Source organism: Frateuria sp., from assembly GCF_013362045.1.
In the GTDB taxonomy this organism is placed as follows: domain Bacteria; phylum Pseudomonadota; class Gammaproteobacteria; order Xanthomonadales; family Rhodanobacteraceae; genus Frateuria_A.
The window spans coordinates 1-22,994 of the sequence record NZ_JABFWW010000207.1 but is presented as its reverse complement, the minus strand read 5'-3'; the positions used below and the strand labels follow the sequence as shown (position 1 = coordinate 22,994).

General features: G+C 69.5%; 18 protein-coding genes. 8 read left to right on the top strand and 10 right to left on the bottom strand.

What is annotated here, in order from left to right; all coding sequences use genetic code 11:
* Positions 1–74: 74 nt before the first annotated feature.
* A complete protein-coding gene (locus HOQ08_RS09755; protein ID WP_291193801.1) occupies positions 75–1,343 on the top strand; it encodes a GGDEF domain-containing protein in 1,269 nt (422 codons plus the stop codon).
* Here HOQ08_RS09755 and HOQ08_RS09750 read toward each other — a convergent pair.
* Together HOQ08_RS09750 and HOQ08_RS09745 are read right to left on the bottom strand one after the other, a co-directional pair.
* Positions 1,340–3,550 carry an EAL domain-containing protein gene (locus HOQ08_RS09750; protein WP_291193798.1) on the bottom strand — a complete coding sequence of 737 codons (2,211 nt, stop codon included), beginning with the start codon at positions 3,548–3,550 and terminating at the stop codon, positions 1,340–1,342. The two genes, HOQ08_RS09755 and HOQ08_RS09750, sit on opposite strands and share 4 nt — an antisense overlap.
* A gap of 105 nt (positions 3,551–3,655) precedes the next feature.
* A complete protein-coding gene (locus HOQ08_RS09745) occupies positions 3,656–6,577 on the bottom strand; it encodes a PAS domain-containing protein (RefSeq protein ID WP_291193794.1) in 2,922 nt (973 codons plus the stop codon).
* A 218-nt stretch (positions 6,578–6,795) separates the two neighbouring features.
* On the opposite strand from HOQ08_RS09745, the gene HOQ08_RS09740 reads away from it, so the two are divergent.
* Positions 6,796–7,383, top strand: coding sequence for a YceI family protein (locus tag HOQ08_RS09740; RefSeq protein WP_291193790.1), 588 nt, complete (start codon positions 6,796–6,798; stop codon positions 7,381–7,383).
* Between the two features lie 232 nt (positions 7,384–7,615).
* Here HOQ08_RS09740 and HOQ08_RS09735 read toward each other — a convergent pair whose 3' ends face one another.
* On the bottom strand, positions 7,616–8,062 hold the full coding sequence (locus HOQ08_RS09735) for a cupin domain-containing protein (protein ID WP_291193787.1): 447 nt from the start codon (positions 8,060–8,062) through the stop codon (positions 7,616–7,618).
* Positions 8,063–8,260: 198 nt separating this feature from the next.
* Between HOQ08_RS09735 and thpR the strand changes: the two genes are divergently transcribed.
* On the top strand, positions 8,261–8,854 hold the full coding sequence (gene thpR, locus HOQ08_RS09730) for an RNA 2',3'-cyclic phosphodiesterase (protein ID WP_291193784.1): 594 nt from the start codon (positions 8,261–8,263) through the stop codon (positions 8,852–8,854).
* A gap of 92 nt (positions 8,855–8,946) precedes the next feature.
* Positions 8,947–9,096, top strand: a complete 150-nt coding sequence (locus HOQ08_RS09725) for a hypothetical protein (RefSeq protein ID WP_291193781.1) — start codon at positions 8,947–8,949, stop codon at positions 9,094–9,096.
* Positions 9,097–9,099: 3 nt separating this feature from the next.
* Here the strand turns inward: HOQ08_RS09725 and HOQ08_RS09720 are convergent, their stop codons facing one another.
* The 6 genes from HOQ08_RS09720 to typA form a co-directional block, all read right to left on the bottom strand.
* Entirely contained in the window at positions 9,100–9,519 is a 420-nt protein-coding gene (locus tag HOQ08_RS09720) for a PepSY domain-containing protein (protein ID WP_291193778.1), read from the bottom strand.
* A 180-nt stretch (positions 9,520–9,699) separates the two neighbouring features.
* Complete coding sequence (locus HOQ08_RS09715) at positions 9,700–12,426, bottom strand: M14 family zinc carboxypeptidase (protein WP_291193775.1); 2,727 nt, start codon at positions 12,424–12,426, stop codon at positions 9,700–9,702.
* A gap of 284 nt (positions 12,427–12,710) precedes the next feature.
* Entirely contained in the window at positions 12,711–13,502 is a 792-nt protein-coding gene (locus HOQ08_RS09710) for an exodeoxyribonuclease III (protein ID WP_291193772.1), read from the bottom strand.
* 8 nt (positions 13,503–13,510) lie between these two features.
* Positions 13,511–14,758, bottom strand: a complete 1,248-nt coding sequence (locus HOQ08_RS09705) for a phospholipase D-like domain-containing protein (protein WP_291193830.1) — start codon at positions 14,756–14,758, stop codon at positions 13,511–13,513.
* A 445-nt stretch (positions 14,759–15,203) separates the two neighbouring features.
* Positions 15,204–15,485 carry a hypothetical protein gene (locus tag HOQ08_RS09700; RefSeq protein WP_291193768.1) on the bottom strand — a complete coding sequence of 94 codons (282 nt, stop codon included), beginning with the start codon at positions 15,483–15,485 and terminating at the stop codon, positions 15,204–15,206.
* 130 nt (positions 15,486–15,615) lie between these two features.
* Positions 15,616–17,445, bottom strand: coding sequence for a translational GTPase TypA (gene typA, locus HOQ08_RS09695; protein WP_291193764.1), 1,830 nt, complete (start codon positions 17,443–17,445; stop codon positions 15,616–15,618).
* A gap of 188 nt (positions 17,446–17,633) precedes the next feature.
* Between typA and HOQ08_RS09690 the strand changes: the two genes are divergently transcribed.
* Entirely contained in the window at positions 17,634–18,290 is a 657-nt protein-coding gene (locus HOQ08_RS09690; RefSeq protein WP_291193761.1) for a DUF899 domain-containing protein, read from the top strand.
* Positions 18,291–18,389: 99 nt separating this feature from the next.
* On the opposite strand, the gene HOQ08_RS09685 is transcribed toward HOQ08_RS09690, so the two are convergent.
* Positions 18,390–18,944: a YaeQ family protein gene (locus HOQ08_RS09685; protein WP_291193758.1), complete on the bottom strand. Its 555-nt coding sequence runs from the start codon at positions 18,942–18,944 to the stop codon at positions 18,390–18,392.
* 94 nt (positions 18,945–19,038) lie between these two features.
* On the opposite strand from HOQ08_RS09685, the gene HOQ08_RS09680 reads away from it, so the two are divergent.
* From HOQ08_RS09680 to HOQ08_RS09670, 3 genes are all read left to right on the top strand, one after another.
* Positions 19,039–19,920 carry a pseudouridine synthase gene (locus HOQ08_RS09680; protein ID WP_291193755.1) on the top strand — a complete coding sequence of 294 codons (882 nt, stop codon included), beginning with the start codon at positions 19,039–19,041 and terminating at the stop codon, positions 19,918–19,920.
* A 134-nt stretch (positions 19,921–20,054) separates the two neighbouring features.
* Positions 20,055–21,065: a LacI family DNA-binding transcriptional regulator gene (locus HOQ08_RS09675; RefSeq protein WP_291193752.1), complete on the top strand. Its 1,011-nt coding sequence runs from the start codon at positions 20,055–20,057 to the stop codon at positions 21,063–21,065.
* A 198-nt stretch (positions 21,066–21,263) separates the two neighbouring features.
* Positions 21,264–22,994: TonB-dependent receptor plug domain-containing protein (locus tag HOQ08_RS09670; protein WP_291193750.1), on the top strand; the 1,731-nt coding region annotated here is incomplete at its 3' end.

Genomic DNA, 22,994 nt, shown 5'->3' with positions numbered 1-22,994 from the left:
TCGTGCCACCTGGTCGATAAGCAGTCAGCAGCCTTTTTGTCAGACGCACCGGCTGCCGGTGCGGAGAGACGCGCTTGAACCTGTCCGTGATCCCCGATTTCCTGTCCATCGGCGGCCTGGTGCTGGTTTTTGCCTCGCTGCTCAAGCGCACCAGACAGACGCGGCTGCGCTACTGGCTGGTCGGCTGGGCCATGATCCTGGTGCACATCGTCGCGCAGATGGCCGAGCGCAACCTTGGCCAGGGCGGTGCGGCGGATGCCGCGCTGGCGGTGTCGCTCTCGATGCTGCTGCTGACCAGCGTCGCCTTCATCTGGGCCAGCTCGGATGCGCGGCTGGGGTGGTGGCAGGACCTTGGCCTCACGCTGCTGGCCGCGGTGCCCGACGTGGCGTTCTTCGTGCTGGCCTCCTATGCAGTCGAGGCGCGGCCGCCCTACCTGGCTTGCACCGCGCTGGGGCTGGGCTCGGCCACCTGGATGTTCCGCCGCGACCGGCGCAGGCCCGCCTGGTGCCTGCCGGCGCTGGTGGGCGTCTATGCCCTGCAGGCCTTGTTCGCCTGGCGGGGCGCGATCGACGATGCGCTCAACTGGATGCTGTTCTGGCACTACCTGGCGGTGGCGTTCTGCTTCTACCGCGGCGCCGCTGCGCCATCCGTGGGCGTGCTGTTCACCACGGTGAGTTTCGTCGCCTGGGCGGCGGTATTTCCGGTGGCGGCGGCGCTCGATCCGTGGCTGCGCGGCTGGGGCATCGAGAACGAGGCATGGAACCTGCCCAAGTTCCTGGTGGCCACGGGCATGATCTTCACCGTGCTGGAAGAACAGATCGGGCACGCCGAGCATGCCTCCCAGCACGACGCACTCACCGGCCTGCCCAACCGGCGCGTGTTCGCGCGCCGGCTCGATCACGCGCTCAAGCGCGCGCGCGAGGGCGGCAGCCGGTTCGCCATGCTGGTCATCGACCTGGACGACTTCAAGCGCATCAACGACACGCTCGGCCATGCCGCGGGGGACGCGCTGCTGCATTTCGTGGCGCAGCGCCTGCAGCAGGGCGTGCGAACGGGCGATACGCTGGCCCGGCTGGGCGGCGACGAGTTCGCCGCGATCCTGCCGGGCGTGGCCGATCGCACGGTCGCGCAGGCGCGTGCCGACCGGCTGGCCCGCACCCTGGAGGCCAGCACCGAGTTCCAGGGCCACCGGCTGTCCATCGGCGCCAGCATCGGGCTGGCGCTGTATCCGGACGACGGCGCGGACGAGACGCGCCTGTACGCCGCCGCCGACCGCGCAATGTACGCGAGCAAGCTCGCCGAGCGGCCGGGCTCGACGGGCTCGGATCCGGAGCCGGCCTAGTTCCTGTCGCGCGAAGAGGTCCCCGGCGCGCGCGTCGCGTCGTCCGTGGCGTCGGGTGCGTTGCGCTGCGCCTGCGGCAGCGCGCGTGCCTCGTGGTGTTCGGCCAGCCATTGGCGGAAGCCGGCTTCGTCCAGCGGGCGGCAGATCAGGTAGCCCTGCAGGCCGTCGCAGCCGAGGCGTTCGAGCGCGAGCCGCTGCGGCACGGTTTCCACGCCCTCGGCCACCGCGGCGATGCCCAGCCGGTGCGCCACGTCGATGATGAAGCTGGCCAGCGGATTGGCTGCATTGGGATGCAGCTCGCTCACGAAGGCCCGATCGACCTTGAGCACGTCCAGCGGCAACCGCTGCAGGTAGCTCAGCGACGAGTAGCCGGTGCCGAAATCGTCAAGCGCCAGGTGGAAGCCCACGCTGGCCAGCTGGTGGAGGGTTTCCAGCGCATTGTCGAAATCGTTCAGCAGTGCGCTCTCGGTCAGCTCCAAAGTCAGCCGCGAAGGCTCGACGCCTGCGGCGCGCACCTGCGCCTCCAGCTGGGCCGCGAAGCGCGGGTGGCTGAGCTGCCGCGCGCTCACGTTCACCGCCAGGCGCCCGCCGAAGGCGACGCCGTCGCGGTCCCAGGCGCGGATGTGCGCGCAGGCCTCGCCGATCACCCAGCCGCCCAATGCATGGATCAGGCCGGTTTCCTCGGCCAGCGGAATGAACACCGCGGGCGACAGTTCGCCCAGCTGCGGGTGGCGCCAGCGCAGCAACGCCTCGGCGCCGAGCAGATCGCCGCGGCGATTGACCTGCGGCTGGAAGTGCAGGGCGAACTGCGCGGGCATGCGCTGCTGTTCCAGCGCGGTGCGCAGGCCGCGCTCCAGCGCCAGGCGGGTGTCGGCCTCCTGCTGCATCGGCTCCAGGAACAGCCGCACGGTGTTGCGCCCGGCGGCCTTGGCCCGGTACAGCGCGATGTCGGCGCGGCGCAGCAGGTCGGCCACGCCGTCCTCGCCCGAGGGGAACACCGCCACGCCCACGCTGGCGCCCACCGCCAGGATGCGGCTGTCCACCGCCACCGGTTCGGCCAGCCGCGCGACCATGCGTTCGGCCGCCTGCTGCGCCTGCGCCTGGGCGGTCCCGGCGGCACCGTTCAGGGGGCCGAGCACCAGCACGAACTCGTCGCCGCCCAGCCGCGCGAGCATCGAATCGGCCGGCGCGGCGGCGACCAGGCGGTCGGCGATGGCCTCCAGCATGCGGTCGCCGATCGGATGGCCGAGCGCGTCGTTGATCGTCTTGAAGTTGTCCAGGTCGATCAGCAGCACGGCGCCGTGCTGGCCCTTGGCCATCGCCTCGCCGTGCAATTCGGCGAGGTGGTCCAGCGCGCGCAGGCGGTTGGGCAGGCCGGTGAGGCTGTCGTGGTAGGCGACATGGCGCAGGCTGAACTCCGCCTCGTGGCGGGTGTGCGCCTCGGCCTCCAGCCGCAGGGTGGTCTGCTCCAGCTGCACCGTGCGCTGGTGCAACTGCGCCGCCAGCGACAGGCCCATCAACAGCACGAACGGCAGGAACGAGAAGGCATCCAGGTAGGGATAGCGGTGGCCGAGTGCGTCGACCACCACGTCGCCCCACAGCAAGGCGGTGAACTGCGCCAGCAGGCAGACCGCCAGCAGCGTGCCGCGCAGCCGCTCGCCCGCGCGTGCCTGCGCTACGGCGCACCACAGCGCCCACAGGAAGGCGATGTAGGTCAGCGCATGGAAGGCCAGGCCCCACGGCGAGGGGGTGCCGGCCAGGTTGTACAGCCGCTCGCCCCATGGCAGCACGACACCGTTTCCGGCCGTCACCCGCGTGAAGAACATGGTGCCGGGGAGATCCAGGTTGAGCCACGTGAAAAAGCCCGCCACCGCGCCGACCACCAGCTGCAGCCGGCGCTGCGCCTGGCCGCCGGTATAGGCGCGGATGAAGATGACGAAGGGCAGGAAGGAGATCGCCGCTGCGCTGATCATGGTGCGCAGCGCGGCAGTGGCCTCGTCCAGCCGGGTGGCGGTATGCAGCAGCGCGTTGGCGAAGGCGAGGGCGGCGATGCACAGGCAGAGCATCGCGTAGGACAGGTACATCGCCTCGCGGCGGCGCCACAGGCCGATGACGGCGAACTGCGCGCCGGAAGCGAGCGCGATGCCTGCGGTGGCCATCAGCGCGGCCGTGAAATAGCCGAATGTGATCGGTCCTGAATCAACCACGATGCCCCCCTTGCATCTGCGGGCCGCCCTCGCACGATAACCGAACGGGAATGGCGCGCACAGCAGGCGCCGCCGCAGGGCAAGCGCGGGCCGAAACTCGCCGCCTCACGCCGCGTTGCTCCCGATCTGCGGTCCCCGTTCCCTGCGGCCGGCGTCGCCCAGCGGGGCCTCGATGGTGCAGGTCACGCCGCCCGGCGCGAACGCCAGTTCCACGCATCCGCCGATCTCGTGCCGCAGCCCGCGTTCGATCAGCCGCGAACCGAACCCGCGCCGCGTCGGCTGCGCCACTCGCGGCCCTCCGGATTCGACCCAGTGCAGCCGCAGCGAGCCGGCGCGCACGCTCCACTCGATCCCGATCTCGCCGTCCGCGCCGGACAGCGCGCCATACTTGACCGCATTGGTGCACAGCTCGTGCAGCACCATGGCGAAGGCCAGCGCATGGCGCGGCGGCAGCCACACGGCCGGGCCATGCGCGTGCAGCCGGTCGCGCCGGTGGTCGCGGTAGGGTGCGATCGACTCCCGCACGATATCCGCCAGCGCCGCGCCGCCCCAGCTCTCGCGGGTGAGGATGTCGTGCGCCCGCGACAGCGCCATCAGGCGGCCCTCGAACTGGCGGCGCGCGTCTTCGAGATCGGTGCCCGGGCGGAAGCTCTGCGCCGCCATCGACTGCACCGCGGCCAGGGTGTTCTTGACCCGGTGGTTGAGTTCGTTGAGCAGCAGCCGCTGGTGCTCCTCGTGGCGCTTGCGCTCGGTGATGTCGTTGAAGATCACCGCGACGCGGCGGCGCGTGCCGTCGTCCAGCCTGCCGGCGTAGACGTCGAACACGCGGCCCTGGTCGAGCAGGCCATGTTCGAAGCGGAAGGCCTCGCCGGTGCCGATGACGCTGTCGAAGGTGTCGTACCAGAAATGCGCCAGGTCGGGGAACATCTCGCGCATGGTCCGCCCGATCACCTCGCCGATGCCGGTGTGGGTCACGAAGGCCGGGTTGGTGGCCAGGTACCGGTAGTCCGAAGGCTCCCCCGGCGCGGTGTCGACCTTCTCGATCAGGCAGAACCCCTCGTCGATGGCGTCGAACAGCGCGCGGTAGCGTCGCTCGCTCTCGCGCAGCGCGCGCTCGGCACGCGCCCGCGCGACGGCCGCCCAGATGCGCTCGGCGACCTCGCCGACCAGCGCCACCTCCTCTTCGCGCCAATGCCGCGGCCGGGTCTGGTGCACATAGAAGGCGGCAACGAAGCGCCCGCCCTTGAACAACGGTACGCCGATGCCGGCGCGGGTGCGGCCGGCTTCGGCGTAGGCCTGTTCGGCGCCGCGCGTGCGCGCATCCTCCAGCGTGTCGTCGATCACTACGGTCTGGCCGGCGCGGTATTGGGCCAGTACCGCGCTGCCGAAGTCGGCCAGCCGCGTCTGGCCCGCCAGGCTGGGCATGGCGCCATCGGTCCAGTCGCGCTCGACCTGGAAATAGTGGCCGCACTGGGTCACCTCGCCATAGCCGCAACGGCCCACGGCCAGGTGGCGGCCGACCATCTCGCCGACCGTGGCGACGATCGGCGCGGCGTCATTGAGGCCGCGCACACGGTCGTCCAGCTGCAGCAGGAACGACTGGCGCGCCTCGCCCAGGCGCAGCCGTTCCTCCATGCGGCGTCGCTCGCTGGTGTCGCGCGCGACGCCAATCACGTGGGTGATGCGTCCGTCTTCGCGCACCGGTCCCCACACGAACTGAAAATAGGCGTACCCGCCGCCGGGGCTGGTGAAGCGGATCTCGTCCTCGATCGAGGCGCCGGTGGCGAAGATATGGGTCAGGTGCCGGTCGAGCCGGCGCGTGAGCTCCGGCGGACAGTCCAGTTCATCGGGGGTCTTGCCCAGCGGCTCCTCCGTGGCCAGGCCGAACAACGGGCGCGTTGCCCGGTTGACGTAGGCAAGGCGGTGCGTGTCATCGAAGGCGTAGACGTGGTCGGAGACGGCATCCAGGAGCGTGGCGGGCCAAGACGATGGCCGCACGCTCGGCAGTCCTGCCGGCTCGTCCGAGGCGGTGGCAGCGCCGGCTTCGCGCAAGCGCGTCATCAAGGCCTGGTGCTCGCGTTCCAGTTGCGCCTGCGCTTCGCTGGCGCTGCGCAGCTTCACCAGCTCGGTTACGTCCTCGGTGCGGTGGATGACGAGCGCGACCTCGCCGTGGGTGTCGAGCACGGGCGAGTTGATGACACTCCACCAGCGCTGGTCGTGGCCGCCGGCCAGGCCGTCACGCACTGCCGCCGGCAGCGTGTCCGGAACCCGCCGGGCGAGCACCCGGTCGAGCGATGCGCGCAGCTGGCCCTCCAGCACGAAGCGATCCGGCGAGTCCGCCAACAGGTCGAAGACCGGACGACCCGGCAGGCTCCCGCGGCTGCCGGCCCGGGCGCGCAGGGAAGCGTCGTTGGCCGCCAGCACGAGGAAGTCCGGTGGCGCCAGCAGCAGCAACGGTGCCGGTGCCGCCTGGAACAGCGCACGGAAGTCCGAGCCCAGCCCGGCATCGCCCATCAGCTTGCGCAGCCGCCGTTCGGCGTGCTGCCGCGCGGTGGTCTCGATTGCCGTGTGCCATACCCCCGCCACCCGTCCGTAGCGGTCGTGGATGGCCGAAAAGGTGACGGCGAAGAAGCGTTCGACCGGCAAGCCTGCCGGACCGGTCATCCGTACCGGCCAGTCTTCCGCCTGGGAGGGCTCGCCGCTGGCCTGTACGCGGTCCAGCATCGCGCCCGCCAGTTCGGCGGCTTCCGGCCAGCTCTCCAGCAGCGGGCGTCCGAGGATGGCCGGATGCCGGTACTGCGCCAGCGTGTGGTAGGCGTCGTTGTAGAGCTGCAGGCGCTGTTCGCCCCACAGGATGGCGGTGGGTATCGGCGAGGCCAGGCAGATGTCGATCGCCGTGCGCAGGTGCGGCGGCCAGCCGGCGATCGGTCCGAGCGCGGTCGTCGACCAGTCGTGCCGGCGGATGCACTCGGCCATCTCGCCCGGGCCCATCGGCCAGGAGGATGAGTGGCGCGTGCTCTGAACCATGGAGAACTCCAAGGGTCGACCGCCAGTGCATCATGGCAGCATGCTCTGCCCGTAAAAAGCTGACGCGGAAGGTTTTGTCGCGCGCTGGCCGCGGTCGCCGCGATTGACGCCAGGTGCGCCAGCCAGACATCCAGTCCGCGCAAGGATTGTCGATTTTCATTGCTTCCATACGACGCCTGGATGAAGGCGCCGCCGGCGCCCGCCACCAGGAACCTGCCATGCACATCGCCTCGCGCACCGTCCGCCGCCTGTTGCCTCTCGCCCTGCTGCTGCCCTTCGCCGCCGGCGCCGCGCCGGTGCGCTACACGCTCGACCCGGCCCACACCTACCCGAGCTTCGAGGCCGACCACATGGGCATGTCCACCTGGCGCGGCAAGCTTGACCACAGCGAGGGCTGGGTCGAACTGGACAGGGCCGCCGGCAGCGGCAGCGTGGAGGTCAGCGTCGCGCTGGACAGCATCGACTTCGGGCAAGAGCCGCTCAACGCCTGGGCGCGCGGCAAGGACTTCTTCAACGTCGCCCAATACCCGCGCGCGGTCTACCGGGGCCAGCTTGCCGGTTTCGTCGACGGCGCGCCGACGCGGGTGGAGGGCACGCTGAGCCTGCATGGCGTCACCCGTCCGATGACGCTGCGCATCGACCACTTCAAGTGCATGCCGCACCCCATCTACAAGCGCGACTGGTGCGGCGCCGACGCGCTGGGCAGCTTCGACCGCAGCGCATTCGGGCTGGACGCCGGCAAGAGCTATGGCTTCGACATGCAGGTGGCGCTGCGTATCCAGGTCGAGGCGGTGCGCGACAAGTGACGCGCGGTTGCGCGGGTCCTCGCCGGCGTTTTCGCGCGCACGTAGGCTTTCTACGCTGGCGCGCCGCGCTTCCGATGCCGGCGGTGGACGCCGGTCCCGCATGCGCCTGGCGGTGGCCCACGGTTGATCCTAGGCCTGGAGATGCACGCCGCGCTTTGTCCGTGGCGCCGCGGCGCACGGCCGCAACCGGTTGCCGTGCGGCTGGTGGGAAGCGCGGCGCGTGGGGACGTGGCTAGTACGGCGTGCCGTCGGCATGGGCCCAGCCGCGCCGGTCCACGTACAGGTCGATGTCCGGATAGCGGCAGGCGTCCTCGTCCGAGCGCGTGCCGATCTCCAGCAGCACCGCCGTCTCGCTGCCGCGGTTGACCAGGTGATGGCCGTTGGCGACGTTCTTGGGAAACGCGGCGCACTCGCCGGCACACAGCGGCTGTTCGCCTTCGTCGGTGACCAGCACCAGCTCACCGGACAGCACGTAGACGAACTCCTCCTCGTGCGTGTGCCAGTGGCGCTGGCTGGACCAGCAGCCCGGCGGCAGGTGGGAGAGGTTGACGCCGAAATCGCTCAGGCCGCCGGCATCGCCCAGTGCCCACCGGACGCGCTGCTGCACCGCTTGCGCATACGGTGCGGGATAGCCCGAGCCGCGACGCTCGGGAGCGGAAGACGGATCGATCTTTGGCATGGCAGGCGCCTCGCTGGGGAACGCCGCATTATGGCCATGCGCACGGCCCGGCCATGAAAAAAAGCCAGCTTCCCTGTTCCGTGGGAAAGGCGCCGGCCAGTGGTCCATGCAGGTCGGGCTTGCCGGCGATGCTCCGCGCGGGCGGTCAGGTCCAAGGCACCGCTCCTACAATGGCCGGGCCCTCGCAGCGAGTTGCCGATGTCATCCGATACCCACCAGCCTTCCCTGGCCGGCCTTGCCGCGCCGCAGCCCACCGATCGCCTGTTCTTCGCCGTGATGCCGCCGGTGCCGCTGGCACAGCGCATCGCCGCGCTTGCGCAGGAATTGCGCGAGCGCCTTGCCCTGCGCGGCAAGCCGCGGCCGACCAGCCACCTGCACGTGACGCTGCATCACCTGGGCGATTTCGCCGGCGTGCCGCAACGGCTGGTGGAAAGCGCGTGTGCGGCGGCGGCAGGGGTGGCGCTCGTGCCGTTCGAGGGCAGCTTCGATCGCGTCGGCAGCTTCGCCGGCCGCGCCGGCAAGAATCCGTTCGTGCTGCTGGGGAACCATGCCGGCGGCGGCATGGCCGGACTGCACGCGACGCTCGGCACCCGGCTAGCGGCTGCAGGGTTGGTGCGGCGCGAGCGCGCGTTCGTGCCGCATGTGACGCTGCTCTACGACGCCCGCACGGTGGCGCCGCAGCCCGTCGAGACACTCGCCTGGCCGGTGCACGAGTTCCTGCTCATCCACAGCCTGCTGGGACGTACCGAGTATCGTGTGCTGGGGCGCTGGCCGCTGGCCGCGCGCACCTGAGCGCGCATGGCCGGGGCCGGCTTCGCCCATGCCGGACCGGCGGCGTGGCAACGCGCACGCAGCCACTACGGGCGCTGCGCTAGGGTCTCCTCATGAAGGGCAGGCGCCGAATCGGGCTGATCCTGTTGCTGGTGGCGCTGCTCGTGCTGCTGGTGCTGGGCGCGCTGCGCTGGCGGCAGCAGTTCCGTGCGGCGCCCGCGGACGAGTCGCTCGGCCCCGCCGCGGGCGCACGCGCACGTTGAACCTCAACCGCCGTTGTCGATGACCCGCCCACTGGTCGGGTCGACCGTCACCTTGACGCGATGGTCGTTCTTGTCGCGCGCCTTGGCCTTCCACACGCCGTCGTCGAAGTCGACATCGTGCACGTGGGTGTAGCCCTGCGTGGCGAGCGCGGCGCGTACGTCGTCCTCGCTCAGGCGGGAAACCTCCTTGTCCGGATACACCTCGCCGCTCTTCGGATCGATGCGCAGTTTCACGTGGCTGCCGTCGGCACTGCGTGCCTTCGCGTGCCACAGGCCGTCGTCGAACTTCACGTCGTCGATCTTGGTGTAGCCCTGGTGGATCAAGGTCTCGCGCACCTGGGCCTCGGTCATCGCCTGCTGCGCCAGCACCGCGCCGGACGCGCCCAGCGCGAGCGCGAGGGTGATTGAAGCGAGCTTTCTCATGGCCGTTCCTCGTGGGAGTGGTGCGCCCGAGTCTTGGCGGCGGAACGGCAATGGCTGATGAAAAGGGCGTGAGCGGCGGCGGGGGTGTTCAGCGCTCGTGCTCGCCAGCGGCGTCGTGCGCGTTCGGCACCTTCCCGGAGGAAGGTGCCTGAAGGGAACGGGAGTGCACGAGCGGCCTGCTCAGCGCTTTCCATCCAGCCGGTCGAAATGGGTGAGCGCGTTGAGCACCAGCGGGTAGCTGCCCATGGTTTCGCCGCGCCAGATCGGGTTGCCGGCAAACAGCAGCACGTGGCCCTTGCCGTAGCGCGCGTCGACCACCGCGGCGCGCTCGGCCATCTCGCCGCCGCCGTCGAGCAACCCGGAGACCAGCAGGCGCTTGGCATCGGCGAAGCGCAGGATCACCCGCGGGCGCAGTTGCTGCGGGATCACCCAGGGGTTGTTCCAGGCCTGGTCGACGTTGAGCGGCATGGCCTGCCAGGGCTTGACGTCGGGCAGCGCGGGCGGGGCGGCGAACGGGCGGCCTTCGGGCACGTCCGCATCGTGCGGACCGCCGCGGCCGGTGGGTCGTTCCGTGTCCTTGGCGTTGGGCAGGTGGTGGTCGCCGGTGAGCAGGTTGGAGACGGTGAAGGATTGCCCCTCCGCGCTGTACAGCGCCAGGTGGTCGCCGTAACCCTGGGCCATGGGGCTGTCGTGGTCCACGAAGTCGGCCTGCAGCACGCTGCCGACCACCTTGAGCTTGGCCGTGGGCGTGACGAACACGCCGGGCGCGAGCCCTGCCTCGATGGCGAAGCGCGCGGTGTCCTCGGCGGTGATCAGCAGGCCGCCCTCGTGCACGAAGCGCTTGAGGCTGGCCAGGCCCGCTCCGCCCAGGCCCGGGCGGATGTCCGGGGTGCTGTCGATGCGGCCGAGGTTGGGCGTGAGCGCGGTGGTCTGCCAGGGCTGCGGCTTGCCCCACATCGGCAGGCCGTCGACGATCTGGCGCAGGCTGGCGCCGCCGATCGGCGCGAACAGGATGGCGTCGTACCTGCTGCGCAGGTCGCCCATGCGCGAGACGTCCTGCGTGCTGATGTAGTCGTAGCGCACGCCCAGCTCATCCAGCGCCATGCGCCACCAGCCTTCGGTCTGGGTATCCAGCCAGGTGTGCATCAGGGCGACGCGCGGCAGCCGTGCGGCGGGCACGTCGACACCCGCCAGGCCCGAAGGCACCTCCACCGGCCGGTCGAGCTTCGTCATCGGAACCTTCAGCACGTCGGGGTCGGTGACGCGCACCACCTCGACGTCGAACAGGTCGCCCATCGACCAGCCGGTGTCGTCGTAGGGGTGCTGCTGCGGATCCTTGGGGGACCAGTACTGGCGGTCCAGCAGGGCGTCGGCGACGCGCGAGTAGGGCTGGTCCATGCGGATCACGTAGCTGCCCGCGGGGAAGCGGCGCGTTTGCGGCTTCTTCTGGTCATCGGAGGCGGGCAGGGTCACGCTGAAGGGAGCGCCGGCGCGGCTGATCTCCACGTGCTGGCGCTCCATCACGCGCAGCAGCCGGGCCTGCGTGCCGCTGCGCTTCTCGTCGGCGCTGAGCACGTAGGCGGCGGGGCCGGCTTCGTCGGGCTTCTGGATCGAGCGCTTGGCCTTGAGATAGAAGTTCTTCAGGAAGGTCTGGCCGTTGTGCGCGAAGTAGTCCAGCGCGATGAGCACGCCGGTCTGCTCGTAGTTGTTGTTGTCGCGCTGCGACCAGGTCACTTCCGGCAACGGCGGGTTGGGGCGGTACCAGGTGCGCCGGTAGTCGGACGGGTCGAGCACGCGCTTGCGCGTGTCGGCACCGTCGTTGCCGAAGGTCTCGTACAGGCGGCTGATGCCGTTGTGCATGGCCGCGATGAACATGAGGTACCCGGGACTCCATGTATCGAAGTCGCCGTGGGTGAACACGCCGGGCATGCCCAGCCGGGTCATCTTCTGCACGTTGTCCCAGCCCAGCTGTTGCCACTCGCCGGTGAGGATGGGGTCGATCCAGGCGTTGTAGGGGCCGTCGCCCACGGTGTTGTCGTACAGGAACGGCACCGACTCGTGCAGGTCGTGCAGCACCTGCGCATGCCAGCCGATGTAGGTATCGGCCACGTTGCGGGTGAGTGCGAGGGTCATGCCCATGGCGTCGCGGTTGTTGTCGTGCGCGACGTAGTGGCCCCAGTAGAGCAGGCGCGGGAAATCCTGGTCCGGGTGCGCCTTGTGCCAGTTGTAGAGGTCGACCATGCGGTCGCGGCCGTCCACCTCGACGATGGGCGTGATCAGGGTGATCACGTGCGAGCGGATGTTCCTGATGTACGGCGCCTCGTCCACCGCCAGGCGGTAGGCCAGCTCCATCAGCGCGGTGGGCGCGCCGGTTTCGGTGGAGTGGATGGTGCCGGTGAGGTAGTAGACCGGCGTGGCCTGCCCGATCAGCGCATCGGCCTTGCCGTCGTCCATGCCGATCGTGCGCGGGTCGGCCAGCTGCGCCAGGCGCGCGTCGTTGGCCTTGAGGTTGGCCAGCAGGCTCTCGTCGGCGACCGCCACCGCGATCATCTCGCGGCCCTCTTCGGTCCTGCCGATGGAGAACACCTTCACGCGCGGGCTGGCCGCTTCCAGCGCGCGGAAGTAGTGGTAGACGTCGGCCGAGTAGGGCAGCCAGTCCGCCGCGCCGGCGATGTGGCCGAGCACCTTGAGCGGCGTGGGCACGGTGGGCGAGGCGGGCAGGTAGTCGGTGAGCGGCGAGTTGAATGCCGGATCGGTGGTGAACTTGCCGATCTGCGCGGTGTAGGCCTGGTCGACCGGCTGGTTGGGGTCGCGGGCGTAGGAGCTGGCGGCGAGCGTGTCGGCCGCGTGGCCGGCCAGGCTGGCGGCGGCCAGCGCGAAGCCGGCGAGGCAGGGCAGGAGGCGCATGGATTCCCCGTTGAGCGGATGGCGGCTGTCACTTTGCCAGAAACCCAGGCTTGCCGAGGATGGCTCAACGGCCTTCCCCTCTCCCCAGCCCTCTCCCCCGGGTGCGCCCGGGGCAGAGGGAGCCCACCTGAAGCAGGGCTCATCGCCGCGGGCTTACCGATGGCGAGCACCACGCGCCAGAAACGCAAGCCTGATGAGGACAGGTCTTTCTCCCCAGCAAGGTTGGAGGAGCTGGGGAGAGTGGGAAGGCCGTTCGCCTTTCCTGGTTCCTGGAGCAAGCGCCGCTATCGCCGCAGCGTCACCCACGTCGGCGCATGGTCGCTCGGGTGCGGCAGCGCGCGCACCCAACGGTCCACGCCGGCATCCTTCAGCCGCGGCGCCAGCGCGGGGTTGAGCAGCAGGTGATCGATGCGCAGGCCGGAGTTGCGCTCCCAGTGCTGGCGGAAGTAATCCCAGAACGTATAGACGCGCTCTTGCCCGAAGCGCTGGCGCAGCGCGTCGGTCCAGCCCTGCGCCAGCAGGCCGGCATAGCGCTCGCGGCTTTCCGGCTGCAGCAACGCGTCGCGCCGCCACGAGCGCGGGTTGTAGATGTCCTCGTCGGTGGGCACGACGTTGTAGTCGCCGGCCAGTACCACCGGATGTTCGCTGGCCGCGAGGCCTTGCGCGTAGTCGATGAAGTGGTCGAACCAGGCCAGCTTGTAGTCGAACTTGGGGCCCGGCTGCGGGTTGCCGTTGGGAAGGTACAGGCAGCCGACGACGAGGCCGTGCGCGGCCGCTTCCAGGTAGCGGCTCTGCGTGTCCCCGCCGCCGCCGGGCAGGCCGCGGCGGCTTTCCAGCGGGTCCATGCCGCGGGCCAGGATGGCCACGCCGTTCCACGAGCGCTGGCCGTGCCAGATCGCGCCGTAGCCGGCCTCGCGGATGGCGTCGGCGGGAAAGGCCTCGTCCGGCGCCTTCAGTTCCTGCAGGCAGACGACGTCCGGCGCGTCGCGCTGCAGCCACGCCAGCAGCGAGGCCAGGCGCGTGCGCACGCCGTTGATGTTGAAGGTGGCGACCTTGAGCGGCTTGCGGGCGGGCATGGGCTTTCCTAGTACTGCGTCTGGCCGAGGGCGGAGAGCCAGTCCAGCACGCGGCGCGTCCACGGGCGGTGGCGCCATTGTTCCAGGGTGAGTTCCTTCGATTGCGCGATGTCGCGCTCGACGACCTCTTCCATGTGCCCGGCAAAGCCGCGGTCGAACACGTTGACGTTGGACTCGTCGTTGAGCGAGAAGGAGCGGTTGTCGAAGTTCGCCGACCCGGCGAGGGTGAGGTAGCCGTCCACGATCATCAGCTTGCTGTGGAACATCGCCGGCTGGAAGCGGTAGATCTTCGCGCCGGCGCGCAGCATCTGCCCCCAGCGGTTCTGCGAGGCGTCGTTGATGACTTCGCTGTCGATGTAGCGCCCCGGCACCACCAGGCGGATGCGCACGCCGCGCTGCAGGGCGCGTTCGAGCGCGGCCACGGTGAGGTCGTCGGGCACGAAGTAGGCCGCCTCCAGGTCGATCGTGCGGCGCGCGCCGTCGATCGCCATCAGGTACATGAGCTGCAGGTTCTCGCTGCCGCCTTCGGGCGAGCTGGCCACCGTCTGTACCGCGACGTCGCCCGCCGGCGGCACCTGCGGGTAGTAGGCCGGGCCGAGCAGGGCCTGGCCGGTGGTGGTGATCCAGTTGTCCTCGAACACGGCCTGCATCTGCGCGGCGGCCGGGCCGGTGATGCGGATCTGCATGTCGCGCCAGATGTCTGGCTGGTCGCCGTGGCCGCGCCAGGCGTCGGCGATGCCCACGCCGCCGGTGAAGGCCACGCGGCCGTCGACGATCAGCAGCTTGCGGTGGGTGCGGTTGTTGATGCGGTCGACGTCGTACCAGCGCAGCGCATGGAAGTATTCGAAGTGCACGCCGCCGGCGCGCAGTGCCTTGACCACGTCGGCGTGCATGCGCGAGGCGCCGACCCAATCGGCGATCACGTGCACGCGCACGCCGGCGCGGGCGCGCCCGGTCAGCGCGGCGACGAACTGGCGGGAGGTCTCGCCGGACCAGTAGATGTAGGTCTCCATGTCGACGCTGTATCGGGCCGAGCGGATCGCCGCGAGCATGGCCGGGAAGATCTCGGCGCCGTTCTGGAAGTCCGCCACCGCGTTGCCGTCGACGACGGCAGGCCCCAGCAGGTTGCCGATTTCCCGGCGGAACTGCGGGCTGTCCACCGGGCTCAACGGCCCCAGCGGTTGCTTCAGCTGCCTTTCCTGCGGCAGCAGGTTGAGCAGCAGCAGGCCGGCCAGCAGCGCGGCGAATGCGCCCATGCCCGCCCACAGCAGGCGACGGCGCCAGCGTGTCGGTGTGCGTGCCTGGCCGGCGGGCGGGTCGCAATTGACGGGTTCGGCCGGCATCGCGTCTCCTGGGCCAGGGCTCTCACGCGCGGGCAAAGCCTGGCGTCATACGTGGAAGCGGGGCGCTCTTTTCCGCTTGCACGGCGGGCTCATCATCCCGTGCCGGCGTGCATCCAAGGTCAATGGCTGCATCTGAGGGGTATGGGCGCGGCTGCCTGCGGTGCGTTTCGGGAAATCATGTGCCGGCAGGGTAGTAAACGGCGCGGGCGCCTCGCCCAGGCGATGCACGGGATGGCCGAGGGGATCCCCGGCAGAGGACCGACGCCAGCGCCCGGATGCGATAGCCGTGTGCTTCCCGTCCTACGGGGGAAGGCCGGGGCGAGTGAGCAATCCTGCGAAAGGACAGATACGAGCGAGCCTACGGCACCTCCGCGCTGTGCACCGCATGCGACCAGCGCTGCAGCGTCTGGTACAGCTTCTCCTGCCGTGTCAGCACGCCCGGGTGGCAGCCTTTGGGCCGGGTCTGCTCGATCGGCTCCCGGCTCAGCGTGCGCCAGCGCCTGACCAGCTCGGCCGGTGCCGGATGCGACTCGACCAGCGCGCGCATCACCAGCATCATCGCTTCGACCTCGTTCTTCAGTGCATCCAGTTCGTTGCCGACCTGGGTAAAGGACACCGGGCGGCTGCTCGAAATCTCCATGACCACTCCCCATACGCGCCGGCACCCCGCGCCGGACGCGCCGACCTTGCTCCCACTGCCGTGGTCGCTACGTGCACGCGCAAGAAAAAGCCGCCTTGCGGCGGCTTTCCGGGGCGCAGGGCGGCATGGGTCAGGCCGCGCGCGAGGCCCTCTTGCGGTCGTTCTCGGTCAGATGCTTCTTGCGCAGGCGGATTTCCTTGGGCGTCACCTCGACCAGCTCGTCGTCGTCGATGAAGTCCAGCGCCTGTTCCAGCGAGAACTTGATCGCCGGGGTGAGCTGGATCGCATCGTCCTTGCCCGAGGCGCGCATATTGGTCAGCGGCTTGGGCTTGATCGCATTGACCGTCAGGTCGTTGTCCTTGGCATGGATACCGACCAGCTGGCCTTCGTAAACGTTGTCGCCCTCGGCGGCGAACAGCTTGCCGCGCTCCTGCAGCGGCCCCAGCGAGTAGGCGGGGGTCGTGCCGCCGGCGTTGGCGATCATCACGCCGTTGGGGCGCTTGGCGATCTGGCCTTCTTCCTTCGGGCCGTAATGGTCGAACACGTGGAACAGCAGGCCCGAACCCTGGGTCAGGGTCTTGAACTGGTTCTGGAAACCGATCAGGCCGCGCGCCGGGATCATGTATTCCAGGCGCACGCGACCCTTGCCGTCCGGCTCCATGTTCTTGAGCTGGCCCTTGCGGATGCCAAGGCGCTCCATCACCGGGCCCTGGTGGATCTCCTCCACGTCGACCACCAGTTGCTCGAACGGCTCCATCTTCTGGCCGTCGATCTCCTTGACGATCACTTCCGGGCGCGACACGGCGAGCTCATAGCCCTCGCGACGCATGTTCTCGATCAGCACCGACAGGTGCAGTTCGCCGCGGCCGGAAACCAGGAACTTGTCCGCGTCCGAACCCTGCTCGACGCGCAGCGCCACGTTGTGCACCTGCTCGCGCTCGAGGCGGTCCTTGAGCTGGCGGCTGGTGAGGAACTTGCCGCCGGAGAGGTCCTTGTTGCCGGCGAACGGCGAGTTGTTCACCTGGAAGGTCATCGAGATGGTCGGCTCGTCGACCGTCAGCGCGGGCAGCGCCTCGGGCTTGTCCAGCGAGCAGACGGTGTCGGAAATGGTGAGGTCGGCGATGCCCGAGATGGCGACGATGTCGCCGGCCTCGGCGCTTTCCTGCTCGATGCGCTCCAGGCCCATGAAGCCGAGCACCTGCAGCACCTTGCCCTGGCGCTTCTTGCCGTGGCGGTCGATCACCGCGACGGGCATGTTCTTCTTCAGCGTGCCGCGCTGGATGCGGCCGATGCCGATCACGCCGACGAAGTTGTTGTAGTCGAGCTGGCTGATGCGCATCTGGAACGGGCCTTCCGGATCGACCTCCGGCTTCGGCGCATGCTCCATGATCGCCTGGTAGAGCGGGGTCATGTCGCCTTCGCGGGCGTTCTCGTCCAGCGAGGCGTAGCCGTTGAGCGCCGAGGCGTAGACGATCGGGAAGTCCATCTGCTCGGGCGTGGCGCCCAGGCGGTCGAACAGGTCCCACACCTGCTCCACGACCCACTCGGGCCGCGAGCCGGGGCGGTCGATCTTGTTGATCACCACGATCGGCTTGAAGCCCATCGCGAACGCCTTCTGGGTGACGAAGCGCGTCTGCGGCATCGGGCCGTCCATCGCATCGACCAGGATCAGCACCGTGTCGACCATCGACAGCACGCGCTCGACCTCGCCGCCGAAATCGGCGTGGCCGGGGGTGTCGACGATGTTGATGCGGTTGCCCTGCCAGGTGATGGCGGTGTTCTTGGCCAGGATGGTGATGCCGCGCTCCTTTTCCTGGTCGTTGGAGTCCATCACGCGCTCGGCCAGCACGGTGCGCTCGTTGAGCGTGCCGGACTGCTTGAGAAGCTGATCGACGAGCGTGGTCTTGCCGTGGTCGACGTGGGCGACGATGGCGATGTTGCGCAGTTTTTCGATGGACATGGCACAGGCCCGGGCGGCGCTTGGAAAGCCGCCACGTGAAGTTACGGAGGGGTAAACCCCGCAATTATACGGGCTTGGGTTACAACTTGCCCGTGCCGCGTCTGAACGGGTTCGCACCGTGGCGGCGCGTCGAAAACCCGTGCTGTCGCCCGTCGTGACGGCAACCGACCCGCAGAGGAAAGACGGCAATGAACGGCATGCCCCCAGTGGTACCCCCGCAGGACTGGCAGGCGGCACTCGACAGGCTGCGCGGCCGCGAGAAAGACGCCACCCGCGCTCTGGACGCGCTGGCGGCCGAGCGGCGGCGGCTGCCGATGGTGCGCTTCGACGGCGATTACCGTTTCGAGGGCGCGGCCGGCGAGGTCGGCCTGGCCGACCTGTTCGAAGGCCGCCGCCAGCTGGTGGTCTATCACTTCATGCCGCCGGGGGAGGCCTTCTGCGTGGGCTGTTCCGGTTTCGCCGACAACATCGGCCGCCTGGAGCACCTGCATGCGCGCGGCACCAGCCTGGCGCTGGTCACGCCGGCGCCTTACGGGCGGCTGGCGGCCTACCGCGAACGGATGGGCTGGCAGGTGCCCTGGTACGCCGCACTGGGCACGGTATTCAACGAAGCCTGCGGCCTCGGCGGCGGCTTCGGCCTCAGCGTGTTCCTGCGCGATGGCGGGGCGGTCTACCGCAGCTATTTCACCGCCGCACGCGGCGTCGACCGCCTGCGCCTGGACTTCAACCTGCTCGACCTCACGCCCTACGGCCGTCAGGAGACCTGGGAGGATTCGCCTGCCGGCTGGCCGCAGGACGAGCCCTACCGCTGGTGGCGCCGGCACGACGAGTACGGGGCCGGTTGAGCGGTCCACTCCGGGACCCCGCCTGCTTGGTTCAACCCGCCGGGCCGTGCGGGTGCGGCCCCTCGCCAGCCGCTGCCGCGGCTGGCCGCGTGGGCGGCCTCACGCGGCGGCGTATTCGCCCATGCGTGCGCGCGGGCGCACCGCGACCGTGGTCTCGCCGCTGATCAGCTGCAGCTCGCCGTCCTGCACCAGGCACTGCAACCGCATGCCGCGCTCGCACAGCGCAGCCAGCTGGCGCACGGTCGGTTCATCGATGTCGAGCACGGTCAGGTTCGTGTTGCGCGCAAGCGTGCTGCCGACCTTCTCCCACCACGCGTCGGCGGCGCGCCCGCCATAACTGAGCACGACGACCTGCCGCGCGCGACCACACGCCTTGCGGATGCGCGCCTCGTCCGGCTGCCCCAGCTCGATCCACTGTTCCACCTCGTCGGTGTACGCCCGCCGCCAGAGTGCCGGCTCGTCGTCGTCGCCCAGGCCCTTGCCGAACTCCAGCCGCTCGTCGGCGTGGAGCGCGAAGGCCAGCAGGCGCACCATCAGGCGCTCTTCGGTTTCGGACGGATGGCGCGCAAGGGTCAGCGCGTGCGTAGCGTAGTAGTGCCGGTCCATGTCGCTGATCGACAGCTCGGCCTTGTGGATGGTGGCGTTGAGGGCCATGGAGGAGCCTGGGCAAGGTGACCGGCCATTGTACGCGCCGGGGCGCGCTTCCCGGCAGCGGCTAAGCTTGCGCCCGTCGACGTAGGCCGGCCGCATGATTTCCTCTTCCCTTCCCAGCACCGTGCACCTTCCCGAAGGGAATTGGGCCTGCGCCCTCGACAGCCTGTGCGCATGTTTTCCGCACGTCACCCGCGCGCAATGGCTGGACCGCGTGCGCCGCGGCCGCGTGCTGGATGCCCAGGGCGCCCCGATCGACGAACACGCGCCTTATCGCGCAGGGATGAAGCTGCGCTACTTCCGTGAGGTGGCGAGCGAGCCGGTGGTTCCCGGCGAAGTGGCGGTGCTATATGTGGGCGAGCATCTGGTGGTGGTCGACAAACCCCACTTCCTGCCGGTGGTGCCGGCCGGACGCCACGTGCGGCAGACCCTGCTGGCGCGGCTGGCGACGCAGCTCGGCAACCCGGAGCTGGCACCGCTGCACCGGCTGGACCGCGAAACCGCCGGGCTGGTGCTTTTTTCGGCGCGGAAGGACACGCGCGACGCGTATCTGTCGCTGTTCCGCGAGCGGCGTATCCGCAAGCGCTACGAGGCGCTGGCCGCACCGCTGCCGCAGCACGCGCTTCCATGCGTGCACCGCTCGCGGCTGGCGGCGGGCGACCCGTTCTTCCGCATGCGCGAGGTGCCTGGCGAGCCGAACAGCGAGACGCGCGTGACCGTGCTCGAACAGGGCGCGCACCTGTGGCGCTATGCGCTCGAACCGTACACCGGGCGCAAGCACCAGCTGCGCGTGCACATGGCAGCGCTCGGTGCACCGATCTGCAACGACAGTTTCTATCCCGACCTGCGACCCCGACGCGCAGACGACTTCACCCGGCCGCTGCAACTGCTGGCCTGCGGGCTGGCGTTCATCGATCCGCTGAGCGGGCAGGTGCGGGAGTTCCGCAGCGGCTTGTCGCTGGATGCCGCCACGGCCTAAGGCCAGCTCGCTGGCGCGGAGCCATGCCGCCGCGGCACCGGTGCGCCGGGTGCGATGGGCGTCCCATCTCTGCCGCTTGTGCCTGGCTGGCGTAGCACGCATAGTCGCCTCAGCAGTTCGATGCAGGACGCGCCATGCGGGTACGCCTGGAAGATGTGGCACGCGCCGCGGGGGTGTCGCCCAAGACCGTCTCGCGCGTGCTCAATGACGAAGCGAACGTGCGTGCACCCACGCGCGAGAAGGTGCGCGCGGCGATGGCCGCGATGGACTACCGCCCGCACCAGTCGGCGCGCAGCCTGGCCAGCAACCGGTCGTTCCTGATCGCCATGCTGTACGACAACCCCTCGTCGAACTACCTGACCGAGATCCAGGCTGGCGTGCTCGAGGCCTGCGATCTCCATCACTACAGCATGATGGTGCGGCCGCTGCACGTGGGCGAGGGTGGCTTCGTCGAGCGCATCGACCGGCTGATCTCGCACCATCGCCCCGACGGGCTCGTGCTGACCCCGCCGATCACCGACCATCCCGGCCTGCTCCAGCGCCTGCACGAGCGGCGCGTGCTCTACGCCAGCATTTCGCCGATCGAGCGCAAGGGCACCATCGGCGCGTTCATCGACGAGCCGGAGGCGGCGCGGCGCATGATGGCGACGCTGCTGGCGCTGGGGCACCGGCGCATCGCCCACGTGATCGGCCACCCGGGCCACGGCGCCAGCCAGTGGCGGCTGGCCGGCTACCGGCAGGCGCTCGCCGAGGCCGGGCTGGCGCGCGATCCCGAGCTGGAGGTGGCGGGCGATTTCTCCTTCGGCGCCGGCGTGGCGGCTGCGCGGCGGCTGTTCTCGCTGCCCCGGGGGCGGGGGCCGACCGCGGTGTTCGCCGCCAACGACGACATGGCCGCGGGAGTGATCTGGGCGGCCGGCGAGCATGGCCTGTCGGTGCCGCGCGATGTCTCGGTCTGCGGCTTCGACGACACGCCGATCGCCCGCCAGATCTGGCCCGCGCTGACCACCATCCACCAGCCCAGCCGGGAGATGGGGCGCATCGCCGCCCTGCAGCTGCTCGACAGCCTGCGCGGCCGCGGCCCGGGCGCGATGGTGCAGGCGCCGTTCTCGCTGGAATTGCGCGAGTCCACCGCCGCGGCGTCCTGATCGGGCCGGCGGGCGCCCGTTCCGGGCCATGTTGCACGGCAAATTGACAGCGCTGTCACGCCAAGGCAAGTATTGCGGGCCTGAGGCGGAATGCCGCAGGAGCTTGGGGAAACAAGGGGCACAACAACGGCGAAGCGGCGGGGCTGCCGTCGGCAGCTCACGCCGTCGTACATCGGACCTGATCGGGGAGTGAAGCTGATGAACAAGCACGTGCGACTGGCCTTATCCGCGGCGATAGCCGCCTGCCTGATGCCCGGCCTCGCGCTGGCGCAGAACAACGACCAGGCGCAGACTACCGCGCCGCCCGCCGCCTCCAAGCGGCCCAAGGCGCAGCAGCCCAGCGCCGCCAACGCCAAGAGCCTCGAGCAGGTGGTGGTCACGGGCAACACCGCCACCGGCGGCCTGAAGAAGATCGACACCAGCTACACGGTGACCACGGCCACGGCCGAGCAGATCAAGATGGCCAACCCGAAGAGCACGGCGGACCTTTTGAAGATCTCGCCGGGCCTGTGGCCCGAGTCCACCGGCGGCCAGACCGGCGCCAACATCGAGATCGCCGGCTTCCCCGGCGGCGGCGACGCGCCGTACTTCAGCACCCAGATGATGGGCTCGCCGCTGTACGGCATGCCCACGCTGTCGTTCTTCGAGACGACGTCCATCTTCCGTCTCGACGACACGGTCGACCGCACCGAAATCGTGCAGGGCGGCCCGTCGGTGGTGTTCGGCGACGGCCAGATCGGCGCCACCGCGAACTTCATCCTCAAGCAGGGCACCGAGGTGCCGTCCGGCAGCATTGGTGTCACCTACGGCAGCGAGGACCTCAAGCGCGTCGACGGCTTCTTCGGCTTTCCTCTCGCCAAGGACACCTACGGCAGCATCGGCGGCTTCTATCGCGATTCGCAGGGCGTGCGCGACCCGCAGTTCGCGGCGGACAAGGGCGGCCAGCTCACCGGCACGCTGACCCATGACAGCGACAACGGCACGATGACGCTGTATGCGCGCTACCTCAACGACCGCAACCAGTTCATCACGCCGATTCCGCTGATCCAGACCGGCACCGACCACTTCAGCGCCTATCCGGGCTTCGACCCGCTGACCGACACCTACAACAGCAAGGCGATCCAGCACGTGTTCCTGCGCGGCTATCCGGGCGGGGGCCGCGACGCCAACCTCGCCAACGGCCGCGGCGCCAAGGTCGGCTTCTTCGGCGGCAACTTCGACTACGACTTGGGGAATGGCTGGAACATTTCGGACAAGTTCCTGATCGACGGCGGCGACGTCAACACCAATGCGCTGTTCTCCGGTACCAACCCGGGCAGCCTCAACGACATGCTCTACACCAACCAGAGCCAGATCGGCGCGTTCAACCTGACGCCCGGCTCGGCCACCGCCACCTACGTCGGCGGCGGGGCGGTGGACCCCAACCAGAGCGTGATCCACCAGGGCTGGTGGTTCATCCACAAGCACCTGAAGAACTTCAACAACGATTTCCGCCTGAGCAAGGAGATCTTCGAGGGCAACACGCTCACCGCCGGCCTGTACCTGGCGCACTACACCATGGACGACCAGTGGGCGCTGGGCAACCAGATGCTCATGACCAACACGCCCAACGCGCGGCCGATCACGGTCAGCTACGTGGATGCCAACGGCGTCAATCAGCTGACCGACAACCAGGGGTTCCTCGACTACGGCGGCTACAACATCGCTCAGCACGGCAATGCCAACAACCGGGCGTTCTACCTGTCCGACGTCTGGCGCGTCGGCAAGTGGCTGTTCGACCTGTCCGGACGCGTGGAGAACCAGAACGCCACCAATGACGTGTGCAACCTCACCAACGTCAACCTGGACGGGAACAACAACACCAAGTACGACAACTCCGTGCCGGTGTGCAAAGGCACCTTCGCCCATACCCGCTACGACAAGACCCAC

What these genes read in the sequence shown, in the direction of transcription:
- typA (WP_291193764.1), bottom strand. Translation starts at nt 17,445, where the DNA reads ATGTCCATCGAAAAACTGCGCAACATCGCCATCGTCGCCCACGTCGAC.
- HOQ08_RS09690 (WP_291193761.1), top strand. Translation starts at nt 17,634, where the DNA reads ATGAACGGCATGCCCCCAGTGGTACCCCCGCAGGACTGGCAGGCGGCA.
- HOQ08_RS09740 (WP_291193790.1), top strand. Translation starts at nt 6,796, where the DNA reads ATGCACATCGCCTCGCGCACCGTCCGCCGCCTGTTGCCTCTCGCCCTG.
- HOQ08_RS09705 (WP_291193830.1), bottom strand. Translation starts at nt 14,758, where the DNA reads ATGGGCGCATTCGCCGCGCTGCTGGCCGGCCTGCTGCTGCTCAACCTG.
- HOQ08_RS09675 (WP_291193752.1), top strand. Translation starts at nt 20,055, where the DNA reads ATGCGGGTACGCCTGGAAGATGTGGCACGCGCCGCGGGGGTGTCGCCC.
- HOQ08_RS09725 (WP_291193781.1), top strand. Translation starts at nt 8,947, where the DNA reads ATGAAGGGCAGGCGCCGAATCGGGCTGATCCTGTTGCTGGTGGCGCTG.
- HOQ08_RS09685 (WP_291193758.1), bottom strand. Translation starts at nt 18,944, where the DNA reads ATGGCCCTCAACGCCACCATCCACAAGGCCGAGCTGTCGATCAGCGAC.
- HOQ08_RS09715 (WP_291193775.1), bottom strand. Translation starts at nt 12,426, where the DNA reads ATGCGCCTCCTGCCCTGCCTCGCCGGCTTCGCGCTGGCCGCCGCCAGC.
- HOQ08_RS09720 (WP_291193778.1), bottom strand. Translation starts at nt 9,519, where the DNA reads ATGAGAAAGCTCGCTTCAATCACCCTCGCGCTCGCGCTGGGCGCGTCC.
- HOQ08_RS09700 (WP_291193768.1), bottom strand. Translation starts at nt 15,485, where the DNA reads ATGGAGATTTCGAGCAGCCGCCCGGTGTCCTTTACCCAGGTCGGCAAC.
- HOQ08_RS09735 (WP_291193787.1), bottom strand. Translation starts at nt 8,062, where the DNA reads ATGCCAAAGATCGATCCGTCTTCCGCTCCCGAGCGTCGCGGCTCGGGC.
- HOQ08_RS09710 (WP_291193772.1), bottom strand. Translation starts at nt 13,502, where the DNA reads ATGCCCGCCCGCAAGCCGCTCAAGGTCGCCACCTTCAACATCAACGGC.
- thpR (WP_291193784.1), top strand. Translation starts at nt 8,261, where the DNA reads ATGTCATCCGATACCCACCAGCCTTCCCTGGCCGGCCTTGCCGCGCCG.
- HOQ08_RS09680 (WP_291193755.1), top strand. Translation starts at nt 19,039, where the DNA reads ATGATTTCCTCTTCCCTTCCCAGCACCGTGCACCTTCCCGAAGGGAAT.
- HOQ08_RS09745 (WP_291193794.1), bottom strand. Translation starts at nt 6,577, where the DNA reads ATGGTTCAGAGCACGCGCCACTCATCCTCCTGGCCGATGGGCCCGGGC.